The following is a 19,505-nucleotide window of genomic DNA, read 5'->3' as shown; positions in this document are numbered from 1 at the left end:
GCGCGTGGACAGGCCCTCCCCGGCCCCTCCCGCAAACGGGTGGGGAGAAGAGGATGTTCAAGAAAATCCTGGTCGCCAATCGCGGTGAGATCGCCTGCCGTGTGTTCCGCACCGCGAAGCGGATGGGGATCAAGACCGTCGCGGTCTATTCCGATGCCGACGCGCGCAGCCCGCATGTGCTGATGGCGGACGAGGCGGTGCGGCTCGGGCCGGCGCCGGCGGCGGAGAGCTACCTCAAGGCCGAGCTGATCCTGCTCGCCGCCAAGGAGACCGGCGCCGATTGCATCCACCCCGGCTACGGCTTCCTTAGCGAACGGGAGAGCTTCGCGCGGGCGTGCGCGGACGCGGGGATCGCCTTCGTCGGGCCGCCGCCGAACGCGATCGCGGCGATGGGCGACAAGATCGAATCGAAGAAGCTGGCCAAGCAGGCCGGCGTCAACGTCGTGCCCGGCTATCTCGGCGAGATCGCCGACACCGACGAGGCGGTGCGGATCGCGTCCGACATCGGCTATCCGGTGATGATGAAAGCGTCCGCCGGCGGCGGCGGCAAGGGCATGCGGCTCGCCTGGAGCGAGCAGGACGTGCGCGAGGGCTTCGAGGCGACGAAGCGGGAAGGGCTCGCATCCTTCGGGGATGACCGCGTCTTCATCGAGAAGTTCATCGAGAGCCCGCGCCATATCGAAATCCAGGTGCTCGGCGATCAGCACGGCAACATCGTCTATCTCAACGAGCGCGAATGCTCGGTGCAGCGCCGCCACCAGAAGGTGGTGGAGGAAGCGCCGTCGCCTTTTGTCACGCCGAAGATGCGCGCCGCGATGGGCGAGCAGGCGGTCGCGCTGGCGCGTGCGGTGGGCTATTACTCGGCCGGCACGGTCGAGCTGATCGTCTCGGGCGCGGATACGACCGGCGAGAGCTTCTACTTCCTCGAGATGAATACGCGGCTGCAGGTCGAGCATCCGGTGACCGAGGAGATTACCGGCCTCGACCTCGTCGAGCAGATGATCCGCGTCGCTTACGGCGAGCGCCTCGCCTTCGGGCAGGCGGATGTGGGGATCAACGGCTGGTCGGTCGAGAACCGCGTCTATGCCGAGGATCCGTATCGCGGCTTCCTGCCGAGCATCGGCCGGCTGGTGCGGTATAATCCGCCCGAAACTACAGCCCTCCTGTCATCCCCGCGCAGGCGGGGATCCATAACCCATGTCGTCGATGGAGCCGCGGACGCTGCGTCTCTGGATCCCCGCCTGCGCGGGGATGACGAAGGGGGCGAAGGCGAGACCAACGCCATCGTCCGCGTCGACGACGGCGTCGCCGAGGGTGGCGAGGTCAGCATGTTCTACGATCCGATGATCGCCAAGCTGATCACCTGGGCGCCGACGCGCGAGGCGGCGATCGATGCGCAGATCGCAGCGCTGGACGCGTTCGAGATCGAGGGGCCGGGCACCAACATCGATTTCCTGTCGGCACTGATGCAGCATCCGCGTTTCCGCGAAGGACGGCTGACCACGGGCTTCATCGCCGAGGAATATCCCGAGGGCTTCCACGGCGCGCCCGCGTCGGACGGCCTGCTGCGCGAGCTCGCGGCGGTCGCCGCCTTTGCCGCGACCGCGCAGGCGGACCGCGCGCGGCGGGTCGATGGACAGCTCGGCCATCGCCTGCGCCCGCCGGCCGACTGGACGGTGCGGATCGGCGGCGTCGATCATGCCGTCAGCGTCTCGACCGACGGCATCACCGTCGACGGCGCGCCGCTGGAGATCGGCATCGAGTATACGCCCGGCGACCGGCTGATCGAGGCGGAGCTTGGCGAGGACGAGCGGCTGTCGGTCCGCATCGCGCCGACGCGGAGCGGCTTCCGGCTGACGACCCGCGGCGCCAGCCATGTCGCGCGCGTGCTGCCGGCGCATGTCGCGCCCTTCGCGCAGCATCTGATCGAGAAGGTGCCGCCGGATCTGTCGCGGTTCCTGATCGCGCCGATGCCGGGCCTGCTCGTCCGTCTCGACGTCGCCGCCGGTGACAAGGTCGAGGCCGGTCAGCCGCTCGCGGTGGTCGAGGCGATGAAGATGGAGAACATCCTGCGCGCCGAGAAGAGCGGCACCGTCAAGGTACTGAGCGCCGCCGCGGGCGACAGCCTGTCCGTCGATCAGGTGATCCTCGAAATCGAGTAACATGACAGCCGCGACATTCTGCGACAGATTAAGGCTGGACAGGTGGCGGGTGTGTTGGCCACACATCACGCCATGTCCCGTGCCCCCGCCTTCCTTCTACTGACCGCGGCACTCGCCGGCTGTACCGTCGGGCCGGATTACCGGCCGAAGACCGCGGCCGAACTCGGGGTGCCGGCAGGCTATTCCGTTCCCGCGCCGCAGACGCCGGAGGATCTGACGCGCTGGTGGTCGAACTTCGACGATCCCGTGCTCGGGCAGCTCGTCGAACAGGCGCGCCAGGCCAATACCGATGTCGCGCAGGCGGTGGCGCGGCTGCGCCAGGCGCGTGAGGCGCTGGTGGAAAGCCGTGCGCAGCTGCTGCCGACGCTGTCGGGATCGGCGGGCTATCAGCGCAACGAGAATCTGCGCGGCGGCGGCCGGTCGTTCACGCTGCCGGACGGCACGGTCGTCGATACGGGCGGGGGCGGCAGCAACAGTTTCTCCGCCGGTCTCTCCGCCAGCTACCAGCTCGGCCTTTTCGGTGAGGTGCGCCGCACCGTCGAGTCGAGCCGCGCGCAATATCAGGCCAGCGGGTTCGACTACGCCACGGCGTTGCTGACGGTCGAGAGCGAGGTGGCGAGCAACTATATCCTGGCCCGCGCCTATCAGGCGCAGCTCGCCAATGCGCGTGCCAGCCTCGCGATACAGGACGACAATCTGGAGATCGCGGGTTTCCGCGTGCAGGCGGGACTCGTCTCGTCGGTCGACGTCGAGCAGGCGCGCAGCCAGCGTGCGCAGACTGCCGCGACCGTCCCGCAGATCGAGCAGCAATATGCCGCCGCGGTCGCGCGGCTCGGCGTGCTGACCGGACAGGCCCCGGGCGCGTTGCGCGGCCAGCTCGCGGCGGCGCGTCCGATCCCGTGCGGACCGGAGACGGTCGGCGTCGGCATTCCCGCCGACGCGCTTCGCCGGCGTCCTGACGTCCGCTCCGCCGAACGGACCCTCGCGGCGGCGACGGCGCGGATCGGCGTCGCCAAGGCGGCACTCTATCCGGCGCTGGCGATCTCCGGCAACGTCAACACCAATGCGACCGGGTTGGGCAGCCTGGGGAGCGCCATCACCGGCAGCCTGTTCGCCGGTCTGACCCAGGCGATCTTCAACGGCGGCCGGCTGCGCAGCGTCGTGCGCGCCAACGAGGCGGCAACCGATGCCGCCTATGCCGCCTACAAGGGGACGGTACTGACCGCGCTGGAGGATATCGAGAACGCGATCGTCGCGCTCGATACCGCGCGCCGGCGCGAGACGCAGTTCCGCATCGCCTACGAGGCGGCGAACAATTCCGCGATCCTGGCGCGCAGCCAGTATCGCACCGGTCTCACCGATTTCACCACGCTCAACACGCAGGAATCGGCGCTTCTTTCCGCGCAGAACGGGCTGACCCAGGCCCAGTCGGACAGGGCGACGGCGCTCGTCGCATTGTACAATGCCTTGGGCGGCGGCTGGGACCCCAATGTCATCCCCGAGGCGCCCGCACGCGGCGCCCCGCTTCCTTCCGGTACAGAGACCCGCTGATGGCCCAGGACACGGCAATGCAGACGACCGACGAATTCCTGGGCGTGAAGCCGGTGCCGGCGTGGCGACGCTATCTGAAATGGGTGCTGATCGTCATCGGCGTTATCCTGCTCGGCCTGCTCGTCAGCCGCTGTTTCGGCGGCAAGAAAACGGCGGACTATGCGACGCAGCCGGCGGATCGCGGCGACCTGACGGTCAGCGTCTCGGCCACCGGCAAGCTCGCGCCGACGACGCAGGTCACGGTCGGCTCGCAGTTGTCCGGCCTCGTCACCAAGGTCGTCGTCGACGTCAACGACCGAGTCACCGCGGGCCAGCCGCTCGCGCTGATCGATCCGCAGCAGATCGACGACCAGATCAAGCAGCAGCAGGCGCAGATCGCCGCCAACGTCGCCCAGGTGAACCAGGCGCAGGCCACCGTCGCGGAAAGCCGCGCGCAGCTCGCCCGGCTGGAGGATGTCTACAAGCTGTCGGGGGGACGCGTTCCGTCGGGCACCGAGCTGCAGACCGGCCGTGCAGACTATCAGCGGGCCATCGCGGCGCTGAAGACCGCGCAGGCGAACGTCGCGGCCTCCCGCGCGCTGCTCGCGCAGAGCGAGACGCAGCGGCAGCGGGCGATCATCCGCTCGCCCGTCAACGGCGTCGTGCTGGCGCGGCAGGTCGATCCCGGCCAGACCGTCGCGGCGTCGTTCAACACGCCGACCCTGTTCGTGATCGCGCAGGATCTGTCGAGCATGAAGCTCGAGGTCGCGATCGACGAGGCCGACGTCGGCGGCGTCAAGCCCGGCCAGAAGGCGAGCTTCACCGTCGATGCCTTTCCGGGCAAGACGTTTCCCGCGACGATCACGCGGGTCAATCTCGGGTCGAACCTGACCGTGAGCGCTGCGAGCACCTCCTCGTCCTCGACGAGCAGCACGGCTGCGACCAGCAACCAGGTCGTCTCCTACGCCGCCGATCTGACGGTGGCCAATCCGACGCTGCAGCTGCGCCCCGGCATGACGGCGACCGCCGACATCGTCACCTCCGAGAAGAAGAACGTGCTGCTCGTCCCGAATGCGGCACTGCGGTTCAAGCCGACGAGCGGTGCGTCGTCGGACGGCGACGGCATCGCGGGATCGCTGACGATGCGGCGGATGCGGCGCAACAACCAGCGCCAGGCGACCGTCGGCTATGGCGCGACGCAGACCGTCTACGTCAAGGGCGCGGACGGCCAGCCGCAGCCGGTGCAGGTGACCACCGGCGCGACCAATGGCCAGATGACCGAGGTGCTGAGCGGCAGCCTGAAGCCCGGCGCGCAGGTGATCACCGGGCAGCTCGCGAGCAGCGATGGCAGCAGTGGCGGCGGCGGTGGTGGCGCGGGCCGGCGGCGCGGCGGTGCCGGGGCGGGCGGTGGCCAGCGTGGCCAGTAAGCCGCCGCCACTGCCCGCCGGCGACCCGCTGATCCGGCTGCGCGGCATCACCAAGACCTATGGCGAGGGTGCGACCGCGTTCCAGGCGCTGAAGGGCATCGATCTGGACATCCACGCGCGCGACTTCATCGCGGTCATGGGTGCGTCGGGATCGGGCAAGTCGACGACGATGAACATCCTGGGATGCCTCGACGTGCCGTCGGGGGGCGAGTTCCTGTTCCGCGGCCATCACGTCGAGGCACTCGACCGTGACCAGCGCGCCTTGCTCCGCCGCAAATATCTCGGCTTCGTCTTCCAGGGGTTCAACCTTCTGGCGCGGACCACGGCGCTGGAGAATGTCGAGCTGCCCCTGCTCTATCGCGGCGACAGCAAGCAGGCACGGCGCGAGGCGTCGATGGCGGCGCTGGACAAGGTCGGACTGGCGAAATGGTGGGACCATACGCCCGCCGAACTGTCCGGCGGTCAGCAGCAGCGCGTCGCCATCGCCCGCGCGATCGTGACGCAGCCCGACGTGCTGCTCGCCGACGAGCCGACCGGCAATCTCGATTCCGAACGCTCGGTGGAGATCATGGAATTGCTGTCCGATCTCAACGCCAACAGCGGGATCACCGTGCTGATGGTGACGCACGAGCCCGACATGGCGGCGTTCGCGCACACCGTGGTCCATTTCAAGGACGGGCTGGTCGAGCGGATCGAGGCCAACCACCGCGCCGGGGAGCCGGTGGCGTGAGCGAGGGGGCTACGGCACGCGCTACCGGCGATCGTCATCCCCGCCAAGGCGGGGACCCAGACACGCCGAGCGTCCTGCATGAAGCGCATTGGCAGCGTGTCCGGATCTCCGCCGCCGCGGGAATGACGAATGTAGGGGCGGACCGCGTTCCGTCGCGGAAGGCGCAATAGATGTTCGGCACCACGCTTCTTCTCGCGCTCCGGTCGATCGCACGGCACAAGCTGCGCTCGTTCCTGACGACGCTCGGCATCATCATCGGCGTCGCGGCGGTCGTGACGATGGTGACGCTCGGGCGCGCCACCACGGCGCAGGTGCAGAAGAACATCTCGTCGCTCGGCACCAACATCCTCCAGATCCGCCCGGGCCAGGGCTTCGGGCGCGGCGGCGGCGGCCCGCCGCCCGCGCCGTTCAAGCCCGAGGACGTCACCGCGATCGCGCAGCAGATCGCCGGCGTCACCGCCGTCGCGCCGCAGGCACAGGCGAGCGCCACCGCGATCTACGAGGGCGCGAACTGGCAGACGACGATCAACGGCACCACCAACGCCTATTTCGAGGTGCAGGCCTGGCCGCTGACCAGCGGGCGCTACTGGACGCCGCAGGAGGAAAGCGCGGGCAGGGCGGTGTGCATCATCGGCAGCACGGTGCGCCAGAACTTGTGGCGCGGCGGCGAGGCGGTCGGCACGCGCTTCCGCATCGGTTCGATCAGCTGCGACGTGATCGGCGTGCTCTCGACGCGCGGGCAGGCCGGTTTCGGCGGCGACCAGGACGATGTCGTCATCATGCCGATCAAGACGGTGCAGCGGCGTTTCACCGGCAATCGCGACATCCGCCTGATGCTGGTCGGCGTCGACCAGGCCTATTCGACCAGCACGGTACAGGCGGGGATCACCGATCTGCTGCGCGAGCGCCGCAACATCACCGCGGGCAAGGACGACGATTTCAACATCTTCGACACCAAGCAGATCAGCGACACGCTCACCAGTACGACACAGCTGCTGACGCGCATCGTCACCGCGGTGGCGGCGATCAGCCTGATCGTCGGCGGCATCGGCATCATGAACATCATGTTGGTGTCGGTGACGGAGCGCACGCGCGAGATCGGTATCCGCCTGGCGATCGGCGCGGTCGCGCGCGAGGTGCTGACGCAGTTCCTCGTCGAGGCGGTGGCGCTGTCGATGCTGGGCGGGCTGATCGGCCTGCTGCTCGCGCAGGCGGCGGTCGGCCTCCTGTCCGTGCTCGGCGATCTGCCGTTCCTGTTCGTGCCGGAGATCAACATCATCGCTTTCGCGATTTCGGCGATCATCGGCGTCGTCTTCGGCTATTTCCCGGCCCGACGTGCCGCGGCGCTCAACCCGATCGACGCGCTGCGGCACGAGTGATTAGCGCCGCTGGCGACGCCCCCGACAAGGACGTTCGATGCGCTCCTGCGAAGGCAGGAGCCCAGGCTTGCGGGCGATTGCGTCCGAGGCTCTGGGTTCCTGCGTGCGCAGGAACACGGCTCATGCGCGTGCCCGCTTAGGCTATCGCCATCGGGTCCTTGCTTCCGGCGCGTGGACCAGCCGGCGCAGCTCCTCCAATTCCTCGGGCGTGTCGACGTCGATCAGCTCCGCTGGCACCGTGACCACGTGCTTACCCGCCAGGATCAGCCGCCGGGCACCCTCGTCACCCTCGAGATCGCAAAGGGCATCGAAGTGGTTGCGCCCGAACACGCACGGCGGCTTCGGACTGCGGCCGTCGCTCGACGCCACCACCGCATCGTCATCCTCCGCCGCGTCGAGCAGCGCATGGATATGCGTCGCCGTCACGCGCGGCATGTCGGCGAGGGCGAGCACGACCGCCCGCGCGCCGATATCCCGCGCCCGCGCCACGCCGAGCCGCACGGAATTGGACAGACCGAGCGCGGGATCGTCGTTGCGGACGATGGCGAAACCGTGCCGGGCATAATCGCACTCGGCGCTGCCGCAGACGGCGACGCGTTCGCGGAACGGCATGTCCTCCAGCGCCACCGCGACGTGCAGCCCCAGTGGCCGTCCCAGGAACGGCTGGTCGAGCTTGCTGCCGATGTCGCCCATCCTCGTCGATCGCCCGGCGGCAAGCAGGACGAGGACGCATTCCTCAGCGCGGATCATGAAAGGCCTTCACCATCGCGGCGGCGATCGACAGCGCGATCTCGGATGGGCCGATCGCACCGATGTCAATCCCGACCGGTCCGTCGATCCGGTCGATCTGCACGCTGTCCAGTCCCGCCTCCGCGAGCCGCGTCCGCCGCGCGGCATGGCTCTTGCGGCTGCCCAGCGCGCCGACATAGGCGGCGTCGCTTGCCAGCGCGGCGGTCAGCGCGGGGTCGTCGATCTTGATGTCGTGGCTCAGCGTCACGACGGCCGTCGCGGGACCGGGGCGCCATGCCGCGACGGCCTCGTCGGGCCAGCGGTCGTCGAGCGTCGTGCCGGGAAAGCGCTCTTCGGTCAGGAAGCGCGCACGCGGATCGATCACCACCGTCTCGATGCCCAGCGTCGTCGATAACCGCGCGAGCGCCTGCGCGATCTGTACCGCTCCGACGATGAGCAGCCGCCGCGGCGGGTCGTAGCGATTGACGAACACCTCCCCCGTTTCCTGCGGCCGCAGGTCGCTGTGGCCGGTGGCAAGGTCGGTGGTCACGGTCAGCGCGCGTCCCTCGCTGCGCGCGTCGGCGATGCGGTCGAAGAGTTCGGGGTCGAAGCCGGCGGCGGTCACCGGCTGGACCATGACGGCGATCTCGCCGCCGCACGGCAGGCCGACCTCCCAAGCCGAAGCGTCCGCGACGCCGTAGCGCTTCAGTTGGAACGGCGCGCCGGCGATGACGTCGGCCGCGGTCTGCAGGATGTCGCTCTCGACGCAGCCACCGGACACCGATCCCTCGAACCGGCCGTCGGCGTGGACGAGCATATGGCTGCCGCGCGGACGCGGCGCGGAGCCCCAGGTCGACACGACGGTCGCCAGCGCCATCGGCTCGCCGGCCCAATTCCGTGCCGCGGCGATGACGCTATCGTTCTCGGCCATGGGTACCCTTTCGACGAAAAAGCCCCTCCCGGTCAGGGGAGGGGGGGGCACATCGGGCGCGCACCGCATGGCGCGGCGTCGCCCGTCCTCGCCCTTCCCCGCGGTGGGGAAGGGCGCTGCCCACTACACCGCCGGCAGCCCGTCCAGCAACTTGTCGAGCGTGAGCGGAAAGTCGCGCGCGCGAACGCCGGTGGCATTGTAGATCGCATTCGCCACCGCCGCGCCGGCGCCGGAGATGCCGAGCTCTCCCAGGCCCTTGGCGTGCATCGGATTGGCGTGGATATCGCGCTCCGACAGGAATTCGACGTCGATCTGCGGCACGTCGGCATTCACCGGGACATGATATTCGCCAAGGTCGCGATTGACGATCTTGCCGTTGCGCGGATCGTGCATCAATTCCTCGGACAGCGCCGTACCGATCCCGAAGGTGACGCCGCCGAGGATCTGCGACCGTGCGGTCTTTGCATTGAGGATGCGGCCGCCCGCGAAGACGCCGAGCATGCGCTTGATCCGCACCTCGCCGGTCACCGCGTTGACCGCCACCTCGCAGAAATGCGCGCCGTAGCTCGACTGGAGCGTTTCCTTCTCCTGCTTGCCGGGCGCGACCTCGCCCGTTGCGGCGATCCCGTCGCCGACCAGCTCCGCGAGCGGTACGGAGCGGTTGTCGCCGATGGCGCGCCCGTCCTTCAGCGTCAGACCATCCGCCGCGACGCCCATCTTGTCGGCGATCTGGCCGCGCAGGGCTTCGCAGGCGAGATAGACCGACGTGCCGCTCGAGCCGGCACCGAACGACCCGCCCGATCCGGCGGCGGGCGGGAAGGCGGTGTCGCCCAGCTTCACCGTCACGTCGTCGATCGGCAGGCCCAGGATCTCCGAGGTGATCTGCGCCAGGATGGTGTAGGTACCGGTGCCGATGTCGGTCATGTCGGTCTCGACCGTCGCACGGCCCTGGCCGTCGATGGACACCTTGGCGCTCGATTTCTGCAGCATGTTGGACCGGGCGGAGGCCGCCATGCCCATGCCGTACAGCCATTCGCCGCGCCGATCGCCCGCCGCCGGCTTGCGCTTGCTCCAACCGAACAGCGCCGCGCCACGCTCCATACACGGCACCAGTTGGCGCGACGAGAAGGGGATATGGTCGATCGGATGCTCGCCCGGCTCGTTCCGCTTGCGCAGCTCGATCGGATCCAGCCCGACCGCCTCCGCCAGCTCGTCCATCGCGCATTCCAGCGCGATCATCCCGACCGCCTCGCCCGGCGCGCGCATCGACGCGGCGAGCAGCCAGTCGAGCCGCACGATGTCGTGCGTGATCGTGATGTTGGGCGCGGCATAGAGGAACTGCGTTGCCTGCCCGCACGGCTCGAAGAAGCTTTCCTCGGGCAGGTTCGAGACGAGGCTGTTGTGGCCGAGCATCACGAGCTTGCCGTCCGCATCCGCGCCCAGCCGCACGCGCTGCTCGGTATTGGAGCGCCGGACGGTGGCGTCGAACACCTGCTGGCGCGCCATCACGCATTTCACGGGACGGCCGATCGCCTTCGCCGCGACCGCCGCCGCGACGCTTTCCGGCGCGATGCCCAGCTTCGAGCCGAAGCCGCCGCCGACGTAGCGCGCGATGATGCGCACCTTGTCGGGCTTCATGCCCATCGCCTTGGCCAGCTGGATGCGGTCGGTGCTCAACATCTGGTAGGCGCCGTAGAGGTGCAACTCGTCGCCTTCCCACACCGCGGTGCTGGCATGCGGCTCCATCGCCGCCGAATTCTGGCTCGGCGTGGTGTAGGTCGCGTCGATCTTTACGGCGGCGCCCTCGAAGGCCGCGTCGGGGTCGCCGGTGCCCGTATAGGGCGGCATCACGCCCTCTGGCGGCTTATCGTGCTCCTCGCGATAGGCGGCGAAGCTGTACCGGCCTTCCTTCGCCTCATAGGATACGCGCAACTGCTGCGCGGCATCACGCGCCGCCTCGTAGCTGTCCGCGACGACGATCGCGATCGGCTCGCCAAAATAGGCGACGTCGGCGACGCCCTGCGGCGGCTTGTTCGTGTCGCCGCCCTGGCCGGGGTTGCGGATGAAGGTCTTGTAGTCGGTGATGACGTCGATCACGCCGGGCAGCCCGCGCACCGAGTCCGCGTCAACCTCCGTCACCTTGCCCGCGCCGACCGTGGCACGGACGAGGAAACCGTAAGCCAGATCGGGGAAGTCGTATTCCGCCGCATAGGTCGCGCGGCCGGAAACCTTGAGCGGGCCGTCGATCCGGTCGATCGGCTTGCCGATCACCCCCTGCGCGCCCGTGTCGAGCAGGCTGTCGGGGTGCGGCTTGTCCATGGTCAGCGCATTGGTGTCGCTCTTGCCGAAACCGAACATGCTCATTCTCCCGTGAGTTCGCGCAAGGTGGCGATCAGGACCCGGCGCGCGAGCGGAATCTTGAAGTCGTTGCTGCCATAGCCCTTCGCGTCGGCGAGTAGCGCATCGGCAGCGGCGGCGAAGGCGGCGTCCGACGGCGCCTGGCCGACCAAAGCGGCCTCTACCGCGCCGTCGCGCCACGGCATCGAGCCAAGGCCCCCGAACGCCAGCGCGGCGGAGGCGATCTTTCCGTCCGCGACCTTAACCACGCCGGCCACGGACACGAGCGCGAAAGCATAGGACGCGCGGTCGCGCACCTTGCGATAGACCTGCCGGCCTTCGGGCGGCGCGGGCAGTTCGACATGCGTGATCAGCTCGCCCGGCTCCAGCACCGTCTCGAGGTCGGGCCGGTCGCCCGGCAGGCGGTAGAAGTCGTGGATGCTGATCCGCCGCTTGTCGCCGTCCGCCTTGAGCGTGACGATCGTCGCGTCGAGCGCGCGCATCGCGACGGGCATGTCGCCGGGATGCGTCGCGATGCAATTCTCGGATGTGCCGAGCACCGCGAGGATGCGGTTGAACCCGCCGATCGCGGAGCAGCCCGCGCCCGGCTCGCGCTTGTTGCACGGCATGGCCGTATCATAGAAATAATAGCAGCGCGTGCGCTGAAGCAGGTTGCCGCCCGTCGTCGCCTTGTTGCGCAGCTGCCCCGATGCGCCCGCCAGCAGCGCGCGGCTGAGCACGGGGTACTTGGCGATCACGCGCGGATCGGCGGCAAGGTCGGCGTTCGGCACCAGCGCGCCGATCGTCAGGCCGCCATCCTCGCGCTCCTCGATCTCGCCCAGCGGCAGGCGGCTGATGTCGACCAATTTGTCCGGCGTCTCGACCTGCAGCTTCATCAGGTCGAGCAAATTGGTGCCGCCCGCGATGAACTTCGCGCCCGCCCGGTCGATGTCGCGCACCGCCTCGTCGACCGTCGTCGCCTTTTCGTAGGTGAAGGTCTTCATGCGCCCGCCTCCGCCGGCTCGCGGGATGTCGGCGCGGTCTTCGCGTCGCCCGACGCCGCGGCGACCTCGCGGATCGCATCGACGATATTGGGATAGGCGGAGCACCGGCACAGATTGCCGCTCATTCGCTCGCTGATCTCGCCATCGTCGAATGTCGGGTCGGAAAGATCGTCGCTGACGTGGCTCGGCCAGCCCTTCTTGACCTCGTCGAGCATGCCGACCGCGGAGCAGATCTGCCCCGGCGTGCAATAGCCGCACTGATAGCCGTCGTGGCGGACGAAAGCCGCCTGCATCGGATGGAGCGATTCGGGGGATCCCAGGCCCTCGATCGTCACGATCTCGTCATCCTGATGCATCACGGCGAGCGTCAGGCAGCCGTTCACGCGGCGACCATTCACCAGCATGGTGCAAGCACCGCACTGGCCATGGTCGCAGCCCTTCTTGCTGCCCGTAAGGCCGAGATGCTCGCGGCACAGGTCGAGCAGCGAGGTTCGGATGTCGACATCCGCCTGATAGGATTGCCCGTTTATGGTAAAGCGCATGCGACGGAACCCCTGGTTGATCCATGTCGTAACGCCCTGCCTGCTGTTCGTTTCCGGCTGCGAATCAGTCGCACTGGCGCATGGCACGGCAGGCGGGCAGAGTGCGGCGATGCCGGCCCCGCTTTCTCCGCCCATCGTCATCGCCCATCGCGGCGCCAGCGGTTACCGGCCCGAGCATACGCTCGCTGCCTACGAGCTGGCGATCGATCAGGGCGCGGACGTGATCGAGCCCGATCTGGTGCCGACCAAGGACGACGTGCTCGTCGCGCGGCACGAGAACGAGATCGGCGGCACCACCGACGTTGCCCTGCATCCGGAATTCGTCGGCCGCCGCACGACGAAGACGATCGACGGCCAGCAGGTGACGGGCTGGTTCACCGAGGATTTCACGCTGGCCGAACTGAAGACGCTGCGCGCGCGCGAACGTCTGCCGACGGTACGGGCCGCCAACGCGGCCTATGACGGCCGGTTCGAGGTGCCGACGCTGGCGGAGATCATCGCGCTCGCCAAGCGCCGCTCGCAGGAACTCGGGCGCACGATCGCCATTTATCCCGAAACCAAGCATCCAACCTATTTCGCCACTATCGGTCACCCGACCGACGTCGCCCTGGTGGATCAGCTGAGAGCCGCCGGCTGGACCACCGCGGATGCGCCGGTGTTCATCCAGTCGTTCGAGGTGGACAATCTCAAGCGTATCCATGGCATGACCGGCATCCGCCTGATCCAGCTGGTCGACGGGGAAGGGGGACCGGCCGACCATGCCGCGCCGTCCTATGCCGCGATGCTGACGCCGGAGGGGCTGCGACAGGTCGCCGGCTATGCCTGGGGGATCGGACCGAACAAGGCGCAGCTGTGGCGGGGCGACATGCCGTCCACGCTGGTTGCGGATGCGCACGCGGCGGGGCTGCGCGTGCATCCCTGGACCTTCCGTGCCGAGAACCAGTTCCTCGCCACGCGCTTCCGTCGCGGCGCCGATCCCGACGCCCATGGCGACATACGGGGGGAAATCCGCGCCGCGCTGCATCAGGGTATCGACGGATTCTTCACCGATTATCCGCTAGAGGGCGTTGCGGCGCGCAACGGCGCCGAGGACCATCGGTAAATGCGCAAATTCTCCCTCCTGCTTCCCCTGCTCGGCCTCGCGACGAGCGGCTGCATCAGCACCGCGACGACGATCGTGAAGGCACCGTTCCAGGTTGCGGGCAAGGCGATCGACTGGACCACGACCAGCCAGTCGGAGTCCGACCGCAACTATGGCCGCAAGATGCGCAAGCAGGAGGCGAGGGAGGGCCGCGAGCGCAAGAAGGCGGCGAAGGAATGCCGCAAGCACCCCGACGACCAGGAAGCCTGCCGCTATTCGGGGTATCGCGCCGGTTACTGAACCTTGGGTGCCCGGCAGGGCGTTCAGTGCCCCCGCACGTCCTTGGCCAGCGCCGCGGCGATGGCGATCAGCACCTCTGGATGGATGTGCACGCCCAGGTGGCCGCTCGACACCTCGACGCAATCGGCGCTGGGATCGCGGCAGATATGGCCGTTGACGATGCCGTCGCGCCGGCTCCAGATCGCGGTGGCGGGCACCGGCAACGGCGCGGCGATCTCCTCGCACCGCGCCAGCACCGCGGGATCGTCCAGCCGCTCGCCCGTCGCCCATTCGAACGCGCGCCAGACGTTGGTCGCCTTGCCGCTGCCGGCATAGGGCGAACTGACCGTGACGACGCGGGAGACGAGATCGGGCCGCCGATGCGCGACCAACCGCGCCATCAAGCCGCCAAGGCTGACGCCCACCAGGGCGACGGGACCGGTCTCCGCGGCAAGCGCCTCGACCCTCGCGATCAGGCGGGCAGCATCGGGGTCCGCGCTGCGTGCGCCGAGGTTGCGACCCAGACCCCAGCCGTGCGGCCGATAACCCAGCCTCGTCAGGAACCGGCGCAGGACAAGGCTGGAACCATCGGAATCGAAGAGCCCGGGCAGCACCATGACGCCGCCGCCGTTGCCGGCAGGCACGGCGTCGAGCGCGTCGCGATAGCGCCATCGCGTCGCAAGCATCCATGCGACCCGCGGGAATTCGGATGCGAGCAGCGCGGGCGGCGGCGCCACCGGTCGGGCGCGTTGCCAGCCGGCCCTGTCGGACCCTACAGCGCTGCTGCTGCCCGAGGCGGGAACCATCCGAGGATCGTGACGGGAAACGGCGTCCATCGTCCTACCCGGACACCCGCGTGACGAAGCGCATCGCCGACCCAGGCGTTACACGTGCGGATCGCGCTGTAATGCCCGCGCGCGGGGTAGAAGGCGTCGTTCCTGTCATAACTTTGCAATATACGTCCTCCCGGCTTTAAGGTTGCCTGAACGAAGGCGATCAGTCGCCGGTATTCCGTGGGGCGCAAGACGATGCGGCGGCTCGTTTCGACGGGGCCGGGTACGTGCTCGACATGGAGCAGAGTCCGGTCGCTCCCCGCCGCCGCCGCCAGGATCGTGCCGGGCCGCACGTCGGCCCAGGTCGGCGTGCCGAGGAAGAACGCTTCGTCCCCCCAGCCGATGGCGAGGTGATCGTATCCTGCATATCGCGGATCGGCGATGTCCCCGGCCGAGGCAAGGGGACGCAGGTCGACGCCCGCCGCGACCTTCGGCAGCACCAGCGACACGTGGATGCCGTTCGACTCCACCCAGATCGGTATGCCCTGCGCCGGCGGGCGCCACGTCGCATGCGCGGGCAAGGCGCCGCCGACCAGCCCCGCGGCGCCATAGGCCAGCAGCACGCTAACGACGAGTGCGCCCGCGCCCGCGATCGACCGGAACAGCCATCGTGCGTATAGTTTCATCCGATACCTTCTGTTAGGCTGTGCCCATGGCTGACGACACGCACATGCTCGACTCGCCCCCGCCGGGCGCCGCCGCCGACTGGACCGTTCCGCAGGACTGGCAGCATTATACGGCGGAGGAGCATGCGACCTGGGATACGCTGTTCGCGCGGCAATCCAAGCTGCTGCCGGGCCGCGCGTCGGACGCCTATCTGCGCGGGCTCGACGTGCTGAAGCTGTCGAAGCCCGGCATTCCGGATTTTGAGGAGCTCAGCGAGCGGCTGATGAAGCTGACCGGCTGGCAGGTCGTGGCGGTGCCCGGCCTCGTCCCCGACGACGTCTTCTTCGACCATATGGCGAACCGCCGCTTCGTCGCGGGCAATTTCATCCGCCGGCCGGACCAGCTGGATTACCTGCAGGAACCCGACGTGTTCCACGACGTGTTCGGCCATGTGCCCATGCTCGCCGATCCGGTGTTCGCGGATTATCTCGAAGCCTATGGCCGTGGCGGCCAGCGTGCGCTCGGACTCGACGCGCTGAAGTATCTCGGCCGGCTTTACTGGTACACGGTCGAGTTCGGCCTGATCCGGGAGGGCGACGATCTGCGGATCTATGGGTCTGGCATCGTATCGAGCTACGCGGAAAGCCGCTTCGCGCTCGACGATCCCAGTCCGAACCGGATCGGCTTCGACATCGCACGCGTGATGCGGACCGAGTATCGAATCGACGACTTCCAGCAGAATTACTTCGTCATTCCCAGCTTCGACGAACTGCTGCGGATCACGGTCGAGACGGACTTTGCGCCGCTATATGCCGAGTTGAAGGCGCAGCACGATATTCCGGTGGCGGCGATCGAGCCGGGCGATACGGTCATCACCCGGGGCACGCAGGCCTATGCGCTGGCCAAGGCCGAAGGTTGACGCCTGCGCAAAAGGTCATAGAGCCCGCGCGGTCTCGTTCGCGCGAACGGGGATGCTGACGGGGAAGGGCGATGCCGACGACGCTGGTTACCGGAGCCGCCGGCTTCATCGGCATGGCGACCGCGCAGGCGCTGCTCGCGCGCGGCGATCGCGTCATCGGCGTCGATTCGATCAATGATTATTACGACCCCGCGCTGAAGCGGGCGCGGCTCGCGCACATCACACAGGCGCACGGCGACCGTTTCGCCTTCCATCATCTCGATTTCTCCGATGCCGCCGCGCTACGTGCCGCGCTCGCGGGCCGTGACTTCGATCGGATCGTCCATCTCGGTGCGCAGGCGGGGGTACGCTATTCGGTCGAGCGGCCCGACGTCTATGCGCAGGCGAATCTGGTGGGCCACCTCAACCTGCTCGAACTCGCGCGCGATCGGCGTGTCGCGCACCTGGTCTATGCCTCGTCCTCTTCGGTCTATGGCGGCAATATGGATGTCCCGTTCCGCGTCGAGGATCGCGTCGATCGGCCGCTGTCGCTGTACGCCGCCACCAAGCGCGCCAACGAATTGATGAGCGAAAGCTACGCGCATCTGTTCCGGCTGCCGCAGACGGGGCTGCGCTTCTTCACGGTCTACGGGCCGTGGGGGCGGCCGGACATGATGCTCTGGATCTTCACCGCGAAGATCCTGCGGGGGCAGCCGATCCCCGTCTTCAATCATGGCCGGATGGAGCGGGACTTCACCTTCGTCGACGATATCGTCGCCGGCGTCATCGCGGCGCACGACCATGCGCCCGCGGACGATGCAACGCCGAAGTCGGGAGGCAGCGTCTCGCCGCACGCGCTATACAATCTCGGCAACCACCGTGCCGAGCCGCTCGGCCGGGTCATCACGCTGCTGGAGGCGGCGATCGGTCGTCCCGCGATCCGGCAGGACCTGCCGATGCAGCCTGGCGATGTCACCCGGACCTTCGCGGATATCGAGTCCGCCACGCGGGACCTGAACTACCGGCCCGCAACGACGATCGACGAAGGTATTCCGCGGTTCGTGCGCTGGTATCGGGAGTATCACGGCGCATAATCACCGGCGCCGCCCCGATCCGGGCTCGCCGGATCAGGCGATTGCCGCCGAGCAGAGCGCGTCGAGCTCCCGGTCGACCATCTCGATCAGCTTCGCAGTAAGCGCCGGCATGTCCTTGGGCTGGTGTAGCAGCTGGAAATAGCTGAGCCCCAGCGACAGCGTCATGATCATGTCCGCCAGCAGCCGCCGGCGTTCGGCCAGCACATCGCCGGGCGCGAGCATCGTGAGCGCCGCGCTCAGCCGGCTTTCGAACTCTGCCCGCAACCGATGGAAGATCGTCGCGATCCGTGCGTTGCGCGTGGCCTCGGCAACGATCTCGGCGAACAACCGATCGTCACCCTCGGGATCCTCGGCATCGAGAAAATGGCGCAACCATTCGCGCACCCCCTGCGAGTCGCCCGACTCGATCGCCGCGTCCAGCTGGCCGCTCTGCATGAACTCGCCGCAATCGCTGTTGCAGATCGCCGCGACGATATCCTCCTTCGACGAGAAATCGCGATAGATCTGGCCGACCGCGACACCCGATTCCTTGGCGAGCTGTGCCATGCCCGTCGCATGAAAACCGTTTTCCATGAACAGCTTGCGTGCCGTCTCCGTCACCAGTCGGCGACGTTGCTCGGCGCGGTTCGCAAAGAGGGAGCAGCACTGTATCCTATCGGTCATGAAACGAAACTTCACCTTGGTGCTTGACGGTCAATCCGTGTTCGCAGTAGCAGCATTTTGTGAGTGAACGATCACTCACATACTGTCTAGCGGATTTCGACATGATGAACAGCCGACACGGAGTTGTGGCGCTGGCGTTGGTGCTGGCGGCCTGCGGCAAGGGGGGCGAGGCGCCGCCGCAGCAGCAGGGGGCGCAGGGACCGGCACCGGTCGGCTATGTCGTGATGGCGATGCAGCCCGTCCGGCTCACCTCGGAACTGCCCGGTCGCACCGCGGCCTATGAGACGTCGGACGTGCGGCCGCAGGTCAACGGCCTCGTCCAGGCGCGGCTGTTCACCGAGGGCGACATGGTGCGCGCGGGCCAGCCGCTCTACCGGATCGATTCCTCGCCCTATCAGGCGCAGGTCGCCAATGCCCGCGCCGCGCTGGCGCGCGCCCGTGCCGCGATCGCGTCGAGCGCCGCGCTCGCCCGCCGCTACGGCGAGCTCGTCAAGATCAACGCGATCGCTCGCCAGGACTACGAGAACGCGCTGACCAGTGCCGCGCAGGCGCGCGCCGACGTCGCCGCGCAGCAGGCGGCGCTGCGTACCGCGCAGATCGACCTTGCCCGCACCACGATCCGTGCGCCGATCTCGGGCCGCATCGGCCGGTCGGTATTCACCACCGGCGCGCTCGTCTCGGCGGCGCAGACGCAGGCGCTCGCGACGATCCAGCGCCTCGACCCCATCTATGTCGACATCCAGCAGTCGAGCGCCGACCTGCTCAAGCTGCGCCAGCAGATCATCGCGGGCCAGATCGCGCGCGACGGCAATGCGCGCGTGCGCCTGATGCTGGAGGACGGCACCGCCTATCCGATCGAGGGCACGCTGCGCTTCGCGGACGTGACGGTCGATCCGACCACCGGTTCGCAGACCATCCGCGCCTTGTTCGGCAACCCGCGCGGCCTGTTGCTGCCCGGCATGTTCGTGCGCGCGCAGCTGGTCGAGGGGACGCAGCAGAACGCGATCCTCGTGCCGCAGCGCGCCGTCAGCCGTGACGAGCGTGGCAAGGCGACCGTCATGGTCATCGGCCAGGGCAACAAGGTCGAACCGCGCGTGCTCGAGACCAGCCGCACGTCGGGCGAGAGCTGGATCGTCACCAGCGGCCTGAAGCCCGGCGACAAGGTGATCGTCGAGGGCGGCATGATGCTGCGTCCCGGCATGCCGGTCCAGGGCCATCCCTGGGATCCCAACGCCAAGCCGGCGGCCGGTCAACCCGGCCAGGCACAGGCGAAGTAACAC

The 19,505-nt window shown here is 68.3% G+C and carries 18 protein-coding genes; 10 read left to right on the top strand and 8 right to left on the bottom strand.

The features are described from left to right. Positions 1-53: 53 nt before the first annotated feature. The 5 genes from IQ292_RS07465 to IQ292_RS07445 all read left to right on the top strand — a co-directional run bounded on the left by IQ292_RS07465 (position 54) and on the right by IQ292_RS07445 (position 7,228). Positions 54-2,162 (top strand): acetyl-CoA carboxylase biotin carboxylase subunit, encoded by a 2,109-nt coding sequence (locus tag IQ292_RS07465; protein ID WP_203309664.1) that lies wholly within the window; start codon positions 54-56, stop codon positions 2,160-2,162. Between the two features lie 72 nt (positions 2,163-2,234). Further along, positions 2,235-3,713 (top strand): efflux transporter outer membrane subunit, encoded by a 1,479-nt coding sequence (locus IQ292_RS07460; protein WP_203309663.1) that lies wholly within the window; start codon positions 2,235-2,237, stop codon positions 3,711-3,713. Between the two features lie 17 nt (positions 3,714-3,730). Beyond that, positions 3,731-5,119: an efflux RND transporter periplasmic adaptor subunit gene (locus IQ292_RS07455; RefSeq protein WP_238940880.1), complete on the top strand. Its 1,389-nt coding sequence runs from the start codon at positions 3,731-3,733 to the stop codon at positions 5,117-5,119. 10 nt (positions 5,120-5,129) lie between these two features. After that, the gene (locus IQ292_RS07450) at positions 5,130-5,849 is read left to right on the top strand and encodes an ABC transporter ATP-binding protein (RefSeq protein ID WP_238940918.1); all 720 of its coding nucleotides are present in this window, start codon (positions 5,130-5,132) and stop codon (positions 5,847-5,849) included. A gap of 170 nt (positions 5,850-6,019) precedes the next feature. Next, a complete protein-coding gene (locus IQ292_RS07445; protein ID WP_203309660.1) occupies positions 6,020-7,228 on the top strand; it encodes an ABC transporter permease in 1,209 nt (402 codons plus the stop codon). A gap of 141 nt (positions 7,229-7,369) precedes the next feature. Here IQ292_RS07445 and IQ292_RS07440 read toward each other — a convergent pair whose 3' ends face one another. The 5 genes from IQ292_RS07440 to IQ292_RS07420 all read right to left on the bottom strand — a co-directional run bounded on the left by IQ292_RS07440 (position 7,370) and on the right by IQ292_RS07420 (position 12,771). After that, complete coding sequence (locus IQ292_RS07440) at positions 7,370-7,978, bottom strand: nucleotidyltransferase family protein (RefSeq protein WP_203309659.1); 609 nt, start codon at positions 7,976-7,978, stop codon at positions 7,370-7,372. Next, positions 7,965-8,888 carry an XdhC family protein gene (locus tag IQ292_RS07435; RefSeq protein ID WP_203309658.1) on the bottom strand — a complete coding sequence of 308 codons (924 nt, stop codon included), beginning with the start codon at positions 8,886-8,888 and terminating at the stop codon, positions 7,965-7,967. Before IQ292_RS07435 ends, IQ292_RS07440 begins: the two co-directional genes overlap by 14 nt. Before the next feature lie 123 nt (positions 8,889-9,011). Continuing rightward, positions 9,012-11,246: a xanthine dehydrogenase family protein molybdopterin-binding subunit gene (locus tag IQ292_RS07430; RefSeq protein ID WP_203309657.1), complete on the bottom strand. Its 2,235-nt coding sequence runs from the start codon at positions 11,244-11,246 to the stop codon at positions 9,012-9,014. Positions 11,247-11,248: 2 nt separating this feature from the next. Beyond that, entirely contained in the window at positions 11,249-12,229 is a 981-nt protein-coding gene (locus tag IQ292_RS07425) for an FAD binding domain-containing protein (RefSeq protein ID WP_203309656.1), read from the bottom strand. Next, positions 12,226-12,771 (bottom strand): 2Fe-2S iron-sulfur cluster-binding protein, encoded by a 546-nt coding sequence (locus tag IQ292_RS07420; RefSeq protein WP_203309655.1) that lies wholly within the window; start codon positions 12,769-12,771, stop codon positions 12,226-12,228. Before IQ292_RS07420 ends, IQ292_RS07425 begins: the two co-directional genes overlap by 4 nt. Before the next feature lie 109 nt (positions 12,772-12,880). Here IQ292_RS07420 and IQ292_RS07415 point away from each other — a divergent pair, with 109 nt between their 5' ends. Both IQ292_RS07415 and IQ292_RS07410 read left to right on the top strand, forming a co-directional pair. Then, on the top strand, positions 12,881-13,873 hold the full coding sequence (locus tag IQ292_RS07415; protein ID WP_203309729.1) for a glycerophosphodiester phosphodiesterase: 993 nt from the start codon (positions 12,881-12,883) through the stop codon (positions 13,871-13,873). Continuing rightward, a complete protein-coding gene (locus IQ292_RS07410) occupies positions 13,874-14,152 on the top strand; it encodes a hypothetical protein (protein ID WP_203309654.1) in 279 nt (92 codons plus the stop codon). Between the two features lie 23 nt (positions 14,153-14,175). Here the strand turns inward: IQ292_RS07410 and IQ292_RS07405 are convergent, their stop codons facing one another. Further along, positions 14,176-14,868 carry an alpha/beta hydrolase gene (locus IQ292_RS07405; protein ID WP_203309653.1) on the bottom strand — a complete coding sequence of 231 codons (693 nt, stop codon included), beginning with the start codon at positions 14,866-14,868 and terminating at the stop codon, positions 14,176-14,178. Positions 14,869-14,903: 35 nt separating this feature from the next. Further along, complete coding sequence (locus IQ292_RS07400) at positions 14,904-15,590, bottom strand: DUF2459 domain-containing protein (protein WP_203309652.1); 687 nt, start codon at positions 15,588-15,590, stop codon at positions 14,904-14,906. Between the two features lie 26 nt (positions 15,591-15,616). Between IQ292_RS07400 and phhA the strand changes: the two genes are divergently transcribed. Together phhA and IQ292_RS07390 are read left to right on the top strand one after the other, a co-directional pair. Further along, positions 15,617-16,489, top strand: a complete 873-nt coding sequence (gene phhA, locus IQ292_RS07395; RefSeq protein ID WP_203309651.1) for a phenylalanine 4-monooxygenase — start codon at positions 15,617-15,619, stop codon at positions 16,487-16,489. Positions 16,490-16,560: 71 nt separating this feature from the next. Beyond that, the gene (locus tag IQ292_RS07390; RefSeq protein ID WP_203309650.1) at positions 16,561-17,562 is read left to right on the top strand and encodes an SDR family NAD(P)-dependent oxidoreductase; all 1,002 of its coding nucleotides are present in this window, start codon (positions 16,561-16,563) and stop codon (positions 17,560-17,562) included. A 33-nt stretch (positions 17,563-17,595) separates the two neighbouring features. Here IQ292_RS07390 and IQ292_RS07385 read toward each other — a convergent pair whose 3' ends face one another. Then, positions 17,596-18,225, bottom strand: coding sequence for a TetR/AcrR family transcriptional regulator (locus tag IQ292_RS07385; RefSeq protein WP_238940879.1), 630 nt, complete (start codon positions 18,223-18,225; stop codon positions 17,596-17,598). A gap of 101 nt (positions 18,226-18,326) precedes the next feature. Here IQ292_RS07385 and IQ292_RS07380 point away from each other — a divergent pair, with 101 nt between their 5' ends. After that, positions 18,327-19,502 (top strand): efflux RND transporter periplasmic adaptor subunit, encoded by a 1,176-nt coding sequence (locus IQ292_RS07380; RefSeq protein WP_203309649.1) that lies wholly within the window; start codon positions 18,327-18,329, stop codon positions 19,500-19,502. Positions 19,503-19,505: the final 3 nt, after the last annotated feature.

The organism is Sphingomonas beigongshangi, assembly GCF_016820445.1.
GTDB classification, from domain to species: domain Bacteria; phylum Pseudomonadota; class Alphaproteobacteria; order Sphingomonadales; family Sphingomonadaceae; genus Sphingomonas; species Sphingomonas beigongshangi.
The sequence above is the reverse complement of the archived record's forward strand: the minus strand, read 5'-3'. Positions and strand labels throughout refer to the sequence as shown.